At 68.9% G+C, this 15978-nt stretch carries 14 protein-coding genes; 7 read left to right on the top strand and 7 right to left on the bottom strand.

Going from position 1 to position 15978, the window contains the following annotated elements; all coding sequences use genetic code 11:
- Window positions 1-126: 126 nt before the first annotated feature.
- Window positions 127-840 (bottom strand): alanyl-tRNA editing protein, encoded by a 714-nt coding sequence (locus tag JWR86_RS08950; protein ID WP_299563860.1) that lies wholly within the window; start codon window positions 838-840, stop codon window positions 127-129.
- A 10-nt stretch (window positions 841-850) separates the two neighbouring features.
- Window positions 851-1696 (bottom strand): fumarylacetoacetate hydrolase family protein, encoded by an 846-nt coding sequence (locus JWR86_RS08945; RefSeq protein ID WP_299563857.1) that lies wholly within the window; start codon window positions 1694-1696, stop codon window positions 851-853.
- Between the two features lie 235 nt (window positions 1697-1931).
- Between JWR86_RS08945 and JWR86_RS08940 the strand changes: the two genes are divergently transcribed.
- Window positions 1932-3257 (top strand): outer membrane protein transport protein, encoded by a 1326-nt coding sequence (locus JWR86_RS08940; RefSeq protein WP_299563855.1) that lies wholly within the window; start codon window positions 1932-1934, stop codon window positions 3255-3257.
- 63 nt (window positions 3258-3320) lie between these two features.
- Here JWR86_RS08940 and phaC read toward each other — a convergent pair whose 3' ends face one another.
- Entirely contained in the window at window positions 3321-5129 is a 1809-nt protein-coding gene (gene phaC / locus JWR86_RS08935; protein ID WP_299563852.1) for a class I poly(R)-hydroxyalkanoic acid synthase, read from the bottom strand.
- Between the two features lie 121 nt (window positions 5130-5250).
- On the opposite strand from phaC, the gene JWR86_RS08930 reads away from it, so the two are divergent.
- Both JWR86_RS08930 and JWR86_RS08925 read left to right on the top strand, forming a co-directional pair.
- Window positions 5251-5556 carry a hypothetical protein gene (locus JWR86_RS08930; protein ID WP_299563849.1) on the top strand — a complete coding sequence of 102 codons (306 nt, stop codon included), beginning with the start codon at window positions 5251-5253 and terminating at the stop codon, window positions 5554-5556.
- A gap of 95 nt (window positions 5557-5651) precedes the next feature.
- The gene (locus JWR86_RS08925; RefSeq protein ID WP_299563847.1) at window positions 5652-6869 is read left to right on the top strand and encodes an LL-diaminopimelate aminotransferase; all 1218 of its coding nucleotides are present in this window, start codon (window positions 5652-5654) and stop codon (window positions 6867-6869) included.
- Between the two features lie 37 nt (window positions 6870-6906).
- Here JWR86_RS08925 and JWR86_RS08920 read toward each other — a convergent pair whose 3' ends face one another.
- Window positions 6907-8079: an aminotransferase gene (locus JWR86_RS08920; RefSeq protein WP_299563844.1), complete on the bottom strand. Its 1173-nt coding sequence runs from the start codon at window positions 8077-8079 to the stop codon at window positions 6907-6909.
- Window positions 8080-8217: 138 nt separating this feature from the next.
- Window positions 8218-8784 (bottom strand): elongation factor P, encoded by a 567-nt coding sequence (gene efp, locus JWR86_RS08915; RefSeq protein WP_299563841.1) that lies wholly within the window; start codon window positions 8782-8784, stop codon window positions 8218-8220.
- Between the two features lie 116 nt (window positions 8785-8900).
- On the opposite strand from efp, the gene JWR86_RS08910 reads away from it, so the two are divergent.
- Window positions 8901-9323 (top strand): cupin domain-containing protein, encoded by a 423-nt coding sequence (locus JWR86_RS08910; protein ID WP_299563839.1) that lies wholly within the window; start codon window positions 8901-8903, stop codon window positions 9321-9323.
- Window positions 9320-10351, top strand: coding sequence for an EF-P lysine aminoacylase EpmA (epmA, locus tag JWR86_RS08905; RefSeq protein ID WP_299563836.1), 1032 nt, complete (start codon window positions 9320-9322; stop codon window positions 10349-10351). Before JWR86_RS08910 ends, epmA begins: the two co-directional genes overlap by 4 nt.
- Before the next feature lie 27 nt (window positions 10352-10378).
- On the opposite strand, the gene murA is transcribed toward epmA, so the two are convergent.
- Window positions 10379-11671: a UDP-N-acetylglucosamine 1-carboxyvinyltransferase gene (gene murA, locus JWR86_RS08900; protein ID WP_299563834.1), complete on the bottom strand. Its 1293-nt coding sequence runs from the start codon at window positions 11669-11671 to the stop codon at window positions 10379-10381.
- A gap of 414 nt (window positions 11672-12085) precedes the next feature.
- Here murA and JWR86_RS08895 point away from each other — a divergent pair, with 414 nt between their 5' ends.
- Together JWR86_RS08895 and JWR86_RS08890 are read left to right on the top strand one after the other, a co-directional pair.
- The gene (locus JWR86_RS08895) at window positions 12086-14578 is read left to right on the top strand and encodes a glycogen/starch/alpha-glucan phosphorylase (protein WP_299563831.1); all 2493 of its coding nucleotides are present in this window, start codon (window positions 12086-12088) and stop codon (window positions 14576-14578) included.
- 105 nt (window positions 14579-14683) lie between these two features.
- Window positions 14684-14947, top strand: a complete 264-nt coding sequence (locus tag JWR86_RS08890) for a YARHG domain-containing protein (RefSeq protein ID WP_299563828.1) — start codon at window positions 14684-14686, stop codon at window positions 14945-14947.
- A 155-nt stretch (window positions 14948-15102) separates the two neighbouring features.
- Here JWR86_RS08890 and greA read toward each other — a convergent pair whose 3' ends face one another.
- Entirely contained in the window at window positions 15103-15576 is a 474-nt protein-coding gene (gene greA / locus JWR86_RS08885; protein WP_299563825.1) for a transcription elongation factor GreA, read from the bottom strand.
- Between the last annotated feature and the right edge of the window lie 402 nt (window positions 15577-15978).

Here is a 15978-nt window from a genome sequence, read left to right as displayed (position 1 = left end):
GACCCGTCCAGCACGACGAGGCCGGGCTGGCCCAGGCGGTCCGCCAGCCAGGCCGGCGTCACAAGCTCGATCGGCGTCATCACATCCACCCTTGTCGTCGGGCCGGGCCGGCCGGCCGTGCTGGGGTCAGCCGAGCCGGATCCTGACGCGGCGGTTCTGCTTGCCCTTTTTCTCGATGTCGGTGACCTGAACGGGGCCGATCTCGCCCGTGCGCCGCACGTGGGTGCCGCCGCAGGGCTGCAGGTCGATGCCGTCGATCTCCACCAGACGCACCCGCCCGGAGCCCCGGGGCGGCTGCACGGACATGGTCTTGACCAAGCCCGGATTGCTGTCGAGCTCGGCATCGCTGATCCAGCGCGTGCGAACCTCGGCGTCCCGCGCGATCAGCCCGTTCAGGCGCTCGGTCAGCTCGGCCTTGTCGAGCCCGGCCTCCTGGATGTCGAAATCCAGCCGCCCGTCGCCGTCGCCGATGGACCCGCCGGTGACCGGATAGGGCAGGACGACGCTGAGGAGGTGAAGCGCCGTATGCACCCGCATGCGGGCGAACCGCTTGTCCCAGTCCAGCACCGCCGCGACCGGCTCGCCCTGGCCGGGCAGCGGCGCGCCGGGCACCGGCAGGTGAACCACCGTGGCCCGGTCGGCCCCATACGCCGTGTTGACGATGGGGACCGAGCTGCCGTCCGGGAGACGCAGCCAGCCCCCGTCGCCGGGTTGCCCGCCCCCTTGCGCGTAAAACACCGTGCGGCTGAGCACGATGCCGCCCTCGGCCGTCAGGGCGACGATCTCGGCCTCGCATTCGCGCCGATAGGCGTCGTCGCGGAACAGAAGCTCGGTCGTCACCCCCCGGCCCTCAGCCCTGGAAGGGTACGAAGGTCTGGCGCTGCTCGCCGAGTCCCTCGATGCCGAGTGTCACGACGTCCCCGGCCTTGAGAAAGCGCGGCGGCTTCATGCCAAGTCCGACCCCGGGCGGCGTCCCGGTGGTGATCACGTCTCCGGGCTCCAGGACCATGAAGTGGGACGTGTAGGACACGATCTTTGCGCAGTCGAAAATCATGGTCTTGGTCGAGCCGCGCTGCATCCGCTCGCCGTTGACGTCGAGCCACATGGCGAGATTCTGCACGTCGGGGATCTCGTCGGGGGTGACGAGCCACGGCCCGAGCGGGCCGAAGGTGGGGCAGCCCTTGCCCTTCATCCACTGCCCGCCGCGCTCGATCTGGTATTCGCGCTCCGACACGTCGTTGCAGACGCAGTAGCCGGCCACGTAGTCGAGCGCGTTGTTGGCATGGACGTAGCTCGCCCGCCGTCCAATCACGATGGCGAGCTCGACCTCCCAGTCGGTCTTCTTCGACCCGCGCGGGATCACCACGTCGTCATTCGGCCCGACGATGCAGGACGGGGCCTTGTTGAACAGGATCGGCTCGGACGGAATGGGGGAGCCGGTCTCAGCCGCGTGATCGGCGAAATTGAGCCCGACGGCGATGAAGTTGCCGACCCGCGCCAGCGGCGGGCCCAGCCGCGTGCCGGCCGGCACCTTCGGCAGGATGTCGACATCGACACCGCGGAGTTGAGCAAGCGAGGTGGCGAGGGTCGCGCCGTCGATGTCGGCGACGATCCCCGAGAGATCACGAATCAGACCCTGTGAGTCGACGAGGCCCGGCTTTTCCTCGCCGGGCTGTCCAAAGCGCACCAGCTTCATGTCTTTGTCCTCCCCTGCCCCTCTTGTTCCCCGATTGGACGTACCGCCGCAACCCCGCCGGACCGGGCGAGCTCGTTACACTGTGACCCAGCCGCAACGTAGGGACGGGAAGCTTCGTGCACGACGCGATTCAGGCCCAATGGTGACCATGGCGACATTGCGGCAATCAGGCGCGGATGTAACCTCTCCCCCAAGACGACGGCGTGAAGCCGATCAGGCACGAGGGGCGGATTTCATGAGGCAACATCGCAATCTGTTGCTTGGCGCCGTCTCCCTCGTGGCCATGGCCGGGATGACCTCCGCCGCCCAGGCGGGCGCCTTCGGGCTGCGCACCCAGAGCACCAACGCCATCGGCGCGGCCGGGGCCGGCAACGCCTCGGGCATGCCGGGCATCTCGTCCATGTTCTGGAACCCGGCGACGGTGACCATGAACCCGGGCTATTCGAGCGAGTACAATTTCACCTACGTGTCGCCCGAGGCGAAGATCAGGCCCATGGCGCCGACACCGGCGCCCGCGCTCGGCCTCGGCCCGTCCGGCAATATCGGCCAGGATGCCTTCGTGCCGGCCAGCTACCTGGCCTATCAGGTCAACGACACCGTCTGGGTCGGCCTCGCCAATGGTTCGCTGTTCGGCAGCATCACCAAGCCGAACGACCGCTGGGCTGGGCAGACCTATTCCCGCTCCTCCCGGGTCACCTCCCTGAGCTTCACGCCCATCATCGGCGTGAAGGTGACGGACTGGCTCTCCATCGGCATCGGTCCCACGGCCCAGTACCTGAAGGTGCGCCTGAACTCGGCCAGCGGCATCGGCCCGGTCAACCGGAACGTCATCCTCGAGGGCAGCGACTGGGGTGCGGGCTTCACCGCCGGCGTCACCATCAAGCCCTTCGAAGGGACCACAATCGGCGTCGGCTACCGGTCCTCCATCCACCACGAGGTCAACGGCACGCTCCGCATCCCGAGCCCGCTCCTCGCGGCCGGCGTGGTGCTCCCGGTCAAGGTCAACCTGAACCTGCCCGAGATGCTGACGGTGGGTCTCACCCAGCAGCTCACGCCCGACCTGAAGGTCAGCGTGGGCTTCGAGTGGATGAACTGGAGCCGGCTCGGAACGCAGGGCATCGAATCCGCCTTCGTCACGGCCGGCCCAATCCAGGCCTTCCCGCTCGCCTACAAGGACGGCTACCTTTACTCGCTCGGCGCCGAGTACCAGCTGACCCAAAACCTCGCGGTGCGGGCCGGCGTGGCCTACGAGGAATCGCCCATCAGCAACCGCAACCGGTCGACGCGCCTGCCCGACACGGACCGGATCATCGCCTCGGTGGGCGCGAGCTACGACTGGAACGAGAAGCTCCGCATCAGCGCCTCCTACGCGCATTACTTCGCCGTCGGAGACAGCGCGATCCGGATCGCGCCGGGCTCGCCCCTGTTCTCGCCGGCCAGCCCTCTGCCGTTCTACGCCGACAGCAGCGTCTCGGCCGACATCTTCTCCGTGTCCCTGCGCTACCGCTGGGACGACCCGAAGGTCGCCGCCGCCGTGGTGCCGGTGGTGGCCAAGCACTGAGATCCAGGTCTCCGCGGAGAACCCATCGGCGCGCGACCCGCTCGGGCCGCGCGCTTTTGTGTGTCAGCACGCCATCCTGACATAAGTGCCCGGCGCGTCGCACAGCGCCGGCAGGACCCCGGACCCCGGCTCGCGAGCCGGCACCCGCTCCGGCGCCTGACGCTCGATCCAGTTGAACCAGTAGGGCCACCACGACCCGTCGTGCTGCTCGGCCCGACCGAGCCAATCCTCCAGCGAGCCCTCGCCCACCTCCCCGGTCCAGAAGCCGTATTTGGGCTTGGCGGGCGGGTTCACGACACCGGCGATGTGGCCGGACCCGGCCACCACGAAATCGACCGGGCCGCCAAAGGCCCGAGAGCCGAGATGGACCGACTTAGCCGGCGCGATGTGATCGTCGCGGGTCGCCAGGTTGAAGATCGGGATCGTCACCTGGCCGAGGTCCAGCCGAACATTGCTGACCACCATCTCGCCCTTCGAGAGCTTGTTCTCGAGATAGCAGTTGCGAAGGTAGAAGGAGTGGTTCGCGGCCGGCATCCGGGTCGCGTCCGAGTTCCAGAACAGAAGGTCGAAGGGAAACGGCGCCTTTCCCTTGAGGTACACGTTGACCACGTAGGGCCAGATCAGGTCGTTCGGCCTCAGCATGTTGAAGGCGTTGGCCATGCGGGCGCCTTCCAGGTAGCCGCGCGTTTTCATGATCGCCTCGACCGCCTGGACCTGCGGCTCGTCCACGAACACCTTCAGGTCCCCGGCATGGGTGAAGTCGACCTGGGTGGTGAAGAAGGTGGCGCTGTCGATGCGGTCGTCAGCCTGCGCCGCCATGTAGGCCAGCGTCACGGCCAGGAGAGTGCCGCCCACGCAATAGCCGATGGCCGTCACCTTGCGCTCGCCAGTGGCCGCCTCGATCGCGTCCAGCGCCGCCAGCACGCCCTCGTGCATGTAGGCGTCGAAGCCCTTCTCGGCCTGACGCTCGTCCGGGTTGACCCAGGAGAGGCAGAACACCGTCAGGCCCTGTTCCACGGCCCAGCGGATGAAGCTCTTCTCGGGATTGAGGTCGAGAATGTAGAACTTGTTGATCCAGGGCGGCACGATCAGGAGCGGCCGCTTCAGCACCGTCTCGGTAGCGGGCGCGTATTGGATCAGTTCGATCAGGTCGTTGCGGAACACCACCTTGCCCGGCGTCACGGCCAGGTTCTCGCCCACTTTGAAACGACCGGGATCCGTCTGGCGCAGCTTGATCTCGCCGCGCCCGGCCTCGATGTCCTCGGCCAGCATGTTGACGCCGCGCACGAGGTTCGCGCCGCTCTCCCGCATCGTGTCGCGCAGAAGCTCGGGGTTGGTGGCGACGAAGTTGGAGGGAGACAGGGCCGACGAGACCTGCCGGACGTAGAAGCGCGCCTTGGCCCGGGTGTGCTCGTCGAGCCCGTCCGCCTCGTCCACCATGGCCTCGGCCCAGCGGCTCGTGACGAGATAGGCCTGCTTGACGAAGTCGAAGGCGGCGTTCTTCGACCACTCGGGATCGGCGAAGCGCTTGTCCTGGGGCGCCGGCTGGGCGACCGGCTCCGCCACCTCCTCGCCCTGCATGCGCTTCAGCGTCGAGGCCCAGAGGTCCAGGAACTGGGTGCCGAGCCGAGTCTGCGCTTCGAGGGTGCGCTGCGGATCCACCATCCAGCGTTCCGCCACCACGCCCAGCGTCTTGACGATTTCCCCGACCTCGTCGGCGATGCCGGGCGTTTTCTGGCCCTCCACCGCCGGCCGCAGATAGGCCGCGGTCGCCTTGCTGGCCCCCTGCACGAACAGGGCGAGGTTGCGGGACAGGGCCTCGAAATCCGGGGCCGGCGCATCCCGAGCAATGTCCGGTCTGGGCTCGCTCATGCGTTTCCTGTCCCTGGCCATCTGGCCCGTTTCGATTTCGTTAACCTTGCCGGCGCCACACTCGTAACCGAGGACAACGCCGCTCGTCCGAGCTCGATCCGTGCGCTCCGGTTCATTCTCCATGTCAAAGAGCCTTCGTAAAGCGGCCGTCGCCCTGTTCGGCACGCTCCTGCTGGCCGGCTGCGCCGGCGACGCCAATCCGGTTCGCGATCTGGCGATCGCATCCGGCGTCACCGGCGGGGAGCCGAGGGCGGCCCCCGACTTCGTGTCCCGAAGCCGGACCGGTGCAGATTACGTGCCGGTGGGCACCTCGGCGCCGCGGCGCGCGATCCGCGCCAAGACCAAGGCCGAGGTCGGGGCGGCGGAGGCCGAGATGGACCGCATCCGCGCCCGCAACGAGGCCGCTCGCCGCAAGGGTGCCGAGTAGTCGCCCCTGCCCTTGAGGGGAACGGGGTGGTAGAGCACCGAACAATCCTCCGCACCGGCTTCAGTGAGGCTGCGGTCAACAGGGATCCCTTCCGGATGCACGAGTTCCATCGCATCAAGCGGCTGCCGCCCTACGTCTTCGAGGCGGTGAACCGCGCCAAGGCGGCGGCCCGCGCCGGTGGAGCCGACATCGTCGATCTCGGCATGGGCAATCCGGATCTCGCCGCCCCGCCGCACGTGGTGGCCAAGCTGTGCGAAACGGCGGGTCGTCCGCGCACGGACCGCTATTCGGCCTCCAAGGGAATCGGCGGACTGCGCCGGGCGCAGGCGGCCTATTACGGCCGCCGCTTCGGCGTGAAGCTCAACCCGGACACCCAGGTGGTCGCGACGCTCGGCTCGAAGGAGGGCTTCGCCAACATGGCGCAGGCCATCACGGCGCCGGGCGACGTGGTGCTGGTGCCGAACCCCTCCTACCCGATCCACGCCTTCGGCTTCCTGATGGCCGGCGGCGTGATCCGGTCCGTCCCGGCCGAGCCCAGCCCGGCCTTCTTCCCTGCGCTGGAACGGGCCGTCCAGCACTCCATTCCGAAGCCGCTGGCCGTTGTCGTCTGCTACCCGGCCAATCCGACCGCGTTCGTGGCCTCCCTCGATTTCTACCGTGACCTCATCGCCTTTGCGAAACGGCACGAGCTGATCGTTCTCTCCGACCTCGCCTATTCGGAGGTGTATTTCGACGGCGAGCCGCCGCCCTCCGTGCTGCAGGTGCCCGGGGCGATCGACGTCACGGTCGAGTTCACGTCCATGTCGAAGACCTTCTCCATGGCGGGATGGCGCATGGGTTTCGCGGTCGGCAACGAGCGGCTCCTCGCCGCGCTGGCGCGCGTGAAATCCTATCTCGATTACGGCGCGTTCACCCCGGTCCAGGTGGCCGCGACGGCGGCGCTGAACGGCCCGCAGGAGTGCATCGACGAGATGCGGGCGACCTACCGGCGCCGGCGCGATGTGCTGATCGACAGCTTCGGCAAGGCCGGCTGGACCATCCCGGCCCCGTCCGCCTCCATGTTCGCCTGGGTCGAAATCCCGGAGAAATTCCGCTCCCTGGGCAGCCTCGAATTCTCCAAGCTCCTGATCGAAAAGGCCGATGTGGCCGTCGCGCCCGGGATCGGCTTCGGCGAGTATGGGGACGAATACGTCCGCATCGCGCTGGTCGAGAACGAACAGCGCATCCGCCAGGCGGCGCGCGGCATCCGGCGCTTCTTCGATAATGCCGACCGCACGCTCCACAACGTGGTGCCGATCGCCCGGGCGGGTTGAGCCCGCCGACCGGAGTCTCGGCTCCGGTCCCCGCTCGTCAGGCCTCGGCCAGCCGGCGCGCAGCCTCCACGATCCCGGCCTCGTCGACATTGGCGAAGGCGAGCCGCAGGTAGCGGTCCTGGCCCGGGCCGAAGGCCGCTCCCGGCAGGGCGATCAGGCCCCGCTCCACGGCCAGCGCCTCGGCCACCTGCCAGGACGAGCGCTCCGGAAAGGGGTGGCGGAGGTAGGCGAAATAGGCACCCTGGGCGTCGACCTTCCAGCCCTCGAGCCCGGCGAAGGCGCGGCGGCATGCGGCCGCGCGCCCGGCCATCAGGGCCCGGTTGCCCTCGCGCCAGCCGCGCAGGGCGTCGATCGCCCAGGCCAGCCCGGCCTGGGTCACGCGCGGCGCACAGATCTGCAGGCAATCCAGGATCTTGGTGAGCTCCGGCATCAGCCCGGCGCCGGCCACCACCGCGCCGGCCCGGAAGCCGGGCACGCAATAGCTCTTCGAGAAGCTGCAGAGCTGGATCACGTGCTCCTGCCAGGGCTCGCGAAAGAGGTCATGCGGCGGTGCGCCGCCGTCCGCCCGGAACTCGCGATAGGTCTCGTCCAGGATGAGCCACAGGCCGCGCCTGCGGCAGAGGTCCGCGAAGGCCTGGATCACGGCGGCCGGGTAGACGGCGCCGGTGGGATTGTTGGGGGTGACCAGGAGCACGGCCCTGGTTCCGGGGCCGACGAGCCCCTCGGCCTCAGCCGGGTCGGGCACGAACCCGTTCTCGGCCCGGCAAGGCAGCGGCACCACGCCAATTCCGAGCAGGCCGGCATTCATCTGATGGTTGAAGTACCAGGGCACCGGCAGCATCACGGTGTCGCCCGATCGGGCCAACAGCATCGTGACCGCGAAGGACGCCATGTTGGCGCCCGTGGTGATCGCCACCTCGTCCGGCCCGACGGTGCCCGCATAGAGGGCGGAAACCTCGGCCGCATAGCGCTCGCGCAGGGCGAGGTCGCCCGTGATGTTGCCGTAGCCGTAGGAGGCGGCCTCAGCCGCTCCTGCCGAAAGATGCCGGACGAGCTCCGGGTGGGGCGGATAGCCCGGCACCGCCTGGGTCAGGTCCAGCACCGGCCCGTGTTCCCCGCCGTAGCGGCCGGCCCATGATCTCGCCTCGGGAATAGGCGGCGATGCGACCGCCAGCACGTCGGCGTTGAGGCCGGCCGGCGGAGCGCTCAATCGCGGCCCCCGGGAATCTCCGGGGCCCGCGGCACGGGGCCCGCAATGCGTCGCCCGCAGCCGGCTCCGCCCGGCCGGGCGCGGCGGTGCGCGCCGTGAGCGTCGGTCAGGAGCGACGCCCCGGACACGGGGAGGCGTTCAGTCCTTGGCCCGCTCGACATAGGAGCCGTCCGCCGTCTGCACGACAATGCGGGTGCCGGTCGCAACATGCGGCGGCACCATGGTCCGGACCCCGTTCGACAGCATGGCGGGTTTGAAGGATGAGGAAGCGGTCTGACCCTTCATGGTCGGCTCAGTGTCGGTGATTTCGAGCGTGACGCGAGCGGGCAGCTCGATGGCGATGGGCGTGCCGTTATAGACCGAGAGCTGGCAGGCCATGCCCTCCTGGAGATAGGGGGCGCTGTCGCCGATCACCGCCTTGGGCACCGCAAGCTGGTCGTAGTTTTCCGGGTTCATGAAGTGGAACCCCTCGGCATCCTGATACAGGAAGGTGTGCTCCCGGTCCTCCACGAACGCCCGCTCCACCTGCTCGGTGGTGCGGTAGCGCTCCGACACCTTCACGCCATCCGAGATGCGTCGCATGTCGAGCTGCGTCACGGGGGTGCCCTTGCCGGGATGGATGTTCTCGGCCGTGACGATCACGTAGAGCTTGCCGTCGACCTCGACGACGTTGCCCTTGCGGAGAGTGGAGGCGATGACCTTCAAGGTGGCGGCTTTCCGAAGGAAGAGGATCGGCGGCGCGCTGACGCCACGGGCTAGGCGCCGGACTAGCCGATCTCGGGAAGCGGCGCCAGTTGCGTGACACGGGCAGGGAAGCTGACATGGCCGAGGTGATCCGGATTGGTGGTCTCGAGCTGCGTTTCCTCCGCAGCAAGGACGACACCGGCGGCAGCCTCGACCTGTTCGAGATGACGGTGGCGCCGACGGGCCGCATGCCCGTGCCGCACCACCACCGCGACTGGGACGAGACCGTGTACGGCTTGTCCGGTCGCCTGGTGTTCCGCCTCGGGGCTGAGGAGCACGTGATCGCCCCGGGGGATCACCTGTTCATCCCGCGCGGCGTCGTGCACGGCTTCGAGAACCGGAGCGGAGCCCCCGCCACCTGCCTCAACGTGTTGACGCCGGGCGTGCTCGGCCCGGCCTATTTTCGCGAGCTTGCAGCCCTTGTTGCCTCTGGCTCGCCGGAGCCCGCCGCCATGCGGGAGGTGATGCTGCGCCACGGGCTGGTGCCGGCGTCGCCATGAGCGCCTGGTGGGACCGGGAGGTCCACCGCGACCGCCGCCCGCGGCTGCTGCTCCGCAACAGGATCACCGCGGCCATCCGGGGTTGGTTCGCCGAACGCGACTTCACCGAAATCGACCCGGCCGCGCTCCAGGTCTCGCCCGGCAACGAGACGCACCTGCACGCCTTCGCGACCGAATGGCAGTCGCCGGCTGGCGAGCGCCATCCCTTCCGGCTCCACACCTCGCCGGAATTCGCGCTCAAGAAGCTGCTGGCGGCCGGTGAGCCCCGCCCCTTCGCACTGACGCACGTGTTCCGGGACCGCGAGCGCGGCGCGCTGCACCATCCGGAATTCACCATGCTGGAATGGTACCGGGCCGGCGAACCGTATGGCCGGGTGCTGGAGGACGCACTCAGCTGCATCCGGCTGGCCGCCGAGACCGCGGCCCGTCCGGTCTTCTCGTTCCGGGGGCGGAGCTGCGATCCGCTGGCCGTGCCTCAACGATTGTCCGTGCTGGAGGCCTTCCGCGGCCTCGCCGGAATCGACCTCGCAGCCACGATGTCTGCATCCGGGGAGCCCAACCCCGAGGCGCTGCGGGCGGCCTGCGGGTCCGCCTCGATCCGGGTGGCGGCCGACGATACCTGGTCGGACATGTTCTCCCGCATCTTGGTGGAGCGGGTCGAGCCGAAGCTCGGCATCGGGCGCGCCACCGTGCTGGAGCGCTATCCGGTCGAGGAGGCCGCCCTGGCGCGGCGGTGTCCGGACGACCCTCGCGTCGCGGAGCGGTTCGAGATCTATCTGTGCGGGGTCGAGATCGCGAACGGGTTCGGCGAACTGACCGACCCGCTGGAGCAGCGGGCCCGCTTCGAGGCGGCGGAAGCCGAGCGCGCCCGCATCTACGGCGAGCGCTACCGGCTGGACGAGGACTTCCTGCTCGCGCTGGCCGGGATGCCCGAAGCCGCGGGCGTTGCCCTCGGCTTCGACCGGCTGGTCATGCTGGCCGCCGGTGCCGAGCGGGTCGACGACGTGATCTGGACGCCGGTCGCGTAAGCCCGGACGGACCGGCCGCGGCCCGGATCAGGCCGCCCGCAGCCGCTCGATCGAGGCGCCGCAGCGGGACAGCTTCGCCTCGAGCGCCTCGAAACCGCGGTCGAGATGGTACACCCGGTGGATCTCGGTATCGCCCGTGGCCGCGAGGCCGGCGATGACGAGCGACACCGACGCCCGCAGGTCGGTCGCCATCACGGGCGCGCCCTTCAGCATCTCGACCCCGTCCACCATGGCGGCGTCTCCGTCCAGCCGGATCTGGGCGCCGAACCGGGCCAGCTCCTGCACGTGCATGAAGCGGTTCTCGAAGATGGTCTCCCGGATGCGGGACGTGCCCTGCGCCCGCGTCATCAGGGCCATGAACTGGGCCTGGAGATCAGTCGGGAAGCCCGGGAACGGGTCGGTGGTGATATCCACCGCGCGCAGTCGCGCCCCGTCGCGGCGCACGCGCAAGCCCTCGTTGGTGGGGTCGATCTCGACGCCCACCTGGCGCAGGACGTCGATGGCGCTTTGCAGGTATTCGGGGCGGCCGCCCTCCAGGAGGACGTCCCCGCCGGTCATGGCCACGGCCATGGCGTAGGTGCCGGTCTCGATCCTGTCCGGCATCACGGTATGCGTCGTGCCGTGCAGGCGCGAGACCCCCTCGATGACGATCCTGGACGTGCCCGCTCCGGTGACCCGAGCGCCCATCTTGTTGAGGCAATCGGCGAGGTCGACCACCTCCGGCTCGCGGGCGGCATTGTCGATCACCGTCTGGCCCTCGGCGAGGGTCGCGGCCATCAGGGCCACATGCGTGCCGGACACGGTGACCTTGGGAAAGGTGATCTCGGCCCCGCGCAGCCCCTTCGGGGCCTTCGCCAGGACGTTGCCGCCGTCGATGCCGATGGTGACGCCGAGCCGCTCGAGCGCCATCAGCAGGAGGTCCACCGGCCGAGTCCCAATGGCGCAGCCGCCCGGCATGGACACGCAGGCCTCGCCGAACCGGGCCACCAGCGGAGCGATGACCCAGAAGCTCGCCCGCATGCGGGACACGAGCTCATAGGGCGCGCAGGTGTCGATCACGGAGGAGGCGTCGAGCCGGATGGTTTGCCCGGTCTCGGCCGTCTGGCCCGGACGCTTGCCGGTGACCGTGTGGTCGACGCCGTGATTGCCGAGGATCCGCAGCAGCAGCCCGACATCGGCAAGGCGCGGAACATTGCGCAGCTCGACGGTGTCGCCGGTCAGCATGGCGGCGATCATCAGGGGCAGGGCAGCGTTCTTGGCGCCGGAGATCGGGATCGTGCCCTGAAGGGGAGCGCCGCCCGTAATCCTGATCCTGTCCATCTCTTGTCCTTGGTGGCTGGCGAAGATCCGCCCTTACGACCCGGAGGCGTCCCCGTCCGACCTGCGAGGTGGTTCCGCAGCCTCCGGCTCGACCTCGGCCGGCCGCTCCGGTCCGGATTGGGCCTTCCGGCGCTTCAAGTTCTCCCGGAGAGCCGCCCTGAGGCGCTTTCGGCGGACATCGTCGTCCGAACCCTGCATGGTGGCCCCGCAGCGGCGGGAGCCGCCTCATGGTCTACACATTGATGCAACTGCTAGCCGCCCGGCCCGCCCGCCGCTAGGGCGTGCCGGCCACACCGGGCGGCCATGGCCTCGGCGGGCCCCTCCCCCCGCGGCGCCCTGTGCCAGCCCCGACAAATTGCGGTCCGGAGTGAGGCCGCCTACAAGCACCGGCCGTCTCGAATCGGACCTGACGCCATGCCGCAACAGACCGAATCCGGGCCCTCGCGCCGTAGCGACGGCCGTGAACTCGCCCACCCGACCCCGGCGAGCGACCCAGGCCATGCCATGCGCGAGGCGATCCTCGGCAAGATTCGCTACGCGGCAGGCCGCGACGTCGAGGCCGCGCGGGACCACGACTGGTATCTGGCCACCGCGCTCGCCGTGCGCGACCGCATCGTCGACATCTGGCTCGACTCGATCCGGCGCACCACGGCCGACCAGAAGCAGGTCGCCTATTTCTCGCTCGAATTCCTGATCGGCCGCCTGCTTGGCGATGCGCTCTCCAATCTCGACCTCGTCGGCGAGGTCCGCGACGCCCTGGCCGGGCTTGGCGTCGATTACGAGCGGGTGAAGTTCGCGGAGGCCGACGCGGCCCTCGGCAATGGCGGGCTCGGCAGGCTGGCCGCCTGTTTCATGGAATCCATGGCGTCGCTGGATCTGCCGGCCTACGGCTATGGCATCCGGTACGATTACGGGCTGTTCCGGCAGGTGCTGACGGATGGCTGGCAGCACGAGATCCCGGAAGACTGGCTCTCCTTTGGCAATCCCTGGGAGTTCGAGCGCCCCAACATCGCTTACCCGATTCATTTCGGCGGCTCGGTCGAGATGCAGGGGCAGCCGGGCGGGCTGATCCGGCACGCATGGCATCACGGCGAGACCGTGATGGCGGTCGCCTTCGACACCCCGGTGGTCGGCTGGCGCGGCAAGCGCGTCAACACGCTCCGGCTCTGGTCGGCCCGCTCCGTCGACCCGCTCAAGCTCGAGGCGTTCAACCACGGCGACTATGTGGGCGCCATGGCGGAACGGGCCAACGTGGAGGCGATCTCGCGCGTGCTCTATCCGAGCGACGCGACGCCCGCCGGTCAGGAACTCCGGCTGCGGCAGGAATACTTCTTCACGTCGGCCTCCCTGCAGGACCTGCTCCGGCGGCACCTGGAACGCCATCCGGACCTGACCAATCTGGCCGACAGGGCCGCGATCCAGCTCAACGACACCCACCCGGCCATCGCCGTCGCCGAGCTGATGCGGCTCTTGGTCGACGAGCGCGGCCTCGCCTGGGACGAGGCCTGGCGCATCACGACAGGCACGCTCAACTACACCAACCACACGCTGCTGCCCGAGGCGCTGGAAAGCTGGCCGACGGGCCTGATGGAGCGGCTGCTGCCGCGCCACATGCAGATCATCTACCTGATCAACTGGCTGCACCTGGAGAAGCTGGCCGAGGATCGCCCGCTCACCGACGATCTGATCAAGCGCGTGTCGCTGATCGACGAGGACAGCGGCCGCCGCGTCCGCATGGGCCATCTCGCCTTTCTCGGCTCGCACCGGGTCAACGGCGTTTCGGCGCTGCACACCGACCTGATGCGGGAAACGGTGTTCCGCGACCTCCATGCGCTGTATCCGGACCGGATCTGCAACAAGACCAACGGCATCACCTTCCGGCGCTGGCTGCACCAGGCCAATCCCGGCCTGACCGAACTCCTGGTCGAGGCGGTGGGCCCGGCCGTGCTGGACGACCCGGGCGCGCTCTCGGCTTTTCAGCGGCTGGCCGACGATGCCGGCTACCGCGAGCGCCTGCAGGCCGTCCGCCGCCGCAACAAACTAGCCCTCGCCCGCGAGATCAAGGAGCGGCTGGCCATCGACGTCGATCCGGACGCCATGTTCGACGTCCAGATCAAGCGCATCCACGAATACAAGCGCCAGCTCCTCAACCTGATCGAGACGGCCGCTCTCTATGAGGCGATCAAGCTCGAGCCCGAGCTCGACTGGGCACCGCGGGTCAAGATCTTCGCCGGCAAGGCCGCCTCGAGCTACCACCAGGCGAAGCTCATCATCAAATTCGCCTATGACCTGGCCCAGAAGGTGAACAACGATCCAGCCATGAAGGGCCGGCTCGCGGTCGCGTTCATGCCGAATTACAATGTGAGCTTGGCCGAGCTGATCATTCCGGCCGCGGATCTGTCGGAGCAGATTTCGACCGCCGGGATGGAGGCCTCGGGCACCGGCAACATGAAACTCGCCCTCAACGGCGCGCTCACGGTTGGGACGCTGGATGGGGCCAATGTCGAGATCCGGGAGCGGGTCGGGCCGGACAACATCGCGATCTTCGGGCTCACGGCTCCGGAGGTGGCGGAGCGGCGCGCGGACGCGCATCACGGCCGCAACGCGATCGCCAACTCGCCCCGCCTCGCCTCGGTGCTCTATGCCATGCGGGGCGGAGCCTTTTCGCCCGACGAGCGCTCACGCTATGCGGGGCTGGTGCAGGGGCTGTCGGACCACGACACCTTCATGGTGACGGACGATTTCGACAGCTACTGGGACGCTCAGCGCGGGCTCGACCGGCTCTGGGCCGAGCCCCGCTCCTGGTGGCGGCAGAGCGCCGTGAACACAGCCCGGATCGGCTGGTTCTCGTCCGACCGCACCATCAGGGATTACGCCGAGGAGATCTGGCGCGTGCCGGTGGCCTGAGCCCCGGCCGAGGCGCCGGGGCCCCCTCTCGGGGCGAGGTCTGGCGCACGACACCAGGCCGAAACACGCGGCGGTTCTGATAGGCTCAAACGGAGGATCGGGCGCATGGGTCGGCGTGGATGGACAATCGTGGCGCTTGGCCTGCTGGCGCCCGCCTCGGCCCTCGCGGCCAGTTGCGATGAGCTCTGGTACGCGCGCAACTCCGTCTACAAAGAGGCCGGCTATTGCTTCAAGACGGCCCGCGCCATCAGGGCCTTCGGCAATGCTGGCTGCCGCTACGACCAGGAAGGGGCCGTGCCGCTCAGCCGGCAGCAGCGGGCCTATATCGACGACATTCAGCGCCAGGAGCGCTTCCAGGGCTGCCGCTAGCGGCAGCCGTCACCCGGGACCGAGATCGGGCCGCAGGAGCGGGACTTCGACCGCCCCTGCCCCCTTCATCCGGCGGCGGCCGCATGCACGGCCGTGGGGCCACGGCCGCCCAAGCCGCCGCGGCCAACCTTGGAGGGCTTGCCCCCCGGTCACCGTCAGCGGTACGTCACCTCGAGGATCTCGTAGCTCTTGGCGCCGCCAGGTGTCTTCACCTCGACCGTGTCCCCGACCGCCTTGCCGATGATGGCCCGGGCCACGGGCGACGAGATCGCCATGCGGCCGGCCTTCACGTCGGCCTCAGGATCCCCGACGATCTGGTAGGTCTTGGCTTCCTCGGTGTCCTCGTCGATCAGCTTCACCACGGCCCCGAACTTGACCGTGCTGCCGGACAGTTTGGAGACGTCGATGATCTCCGCCCGGGCGATCAGGGACTCGAGCTCCTGGATCCGGCCCTCGTTGAGGGACTGGCTCTCCTTGGCGGCGTGATATTCCGCATTCTCCGACAGGTCGCCGTGCGACCGCGCTTCGGAGATCGCATCGATGATGCGGGGGCGCTCGACCTGCTGGCGATGCTTCAGCTCCAGCTCAAGCGCCGCGTGTCCCTTCGCCGTGATCGGAACCTTGTCCATGGGGAGCAACTTTCAGGCGGCCGGCTCTCGGCCGGGCTAACCGCCGGATGGGTGAGGAGGACCGCGGGCGCGAACAGGTGGCCCGCGGCAGGCCGTCCATTCTCGCCGCCCGCGCGCGATTCGTCTGTGGCTCCGCGAGGGCGGCAACCGCCCGGCGAATGTGCTGCAAGCCCGCCTTCGGTGCAAGTCATGCCGGCGCCCGCGGCGGCGCCCGTCTCACCGGTGACCGGGGTGACCGGCGCCGCACACCGAGTGTTGGCCAGATCGCGCGGCTCCGGTTGTCTGGCTGGTGGGTTGTGGTTTGGGCACGAAAAAACCCGCCCGCTCGGTTTTGGCCGAGGGGCGGGTGTGTTTGGTTGCGGGGCTAGGATTTGAACCTAGGACCTTCAGGTTATGAGCCTG

It is taken from the genome of Enterovirga sp. (genome assembly GCF_028290205.1).
Lineage (GTDB): Bacteria > Pseudomonadota > Alphaproteobacteria > Rhizobiales > Beijerinckiaceae > Enterovirga.
The sequence above is the reverse complement of the archived record's forward strand: the minus strand, read 5'-3'. Positions and strand labels throughout refer to the sequence as shown.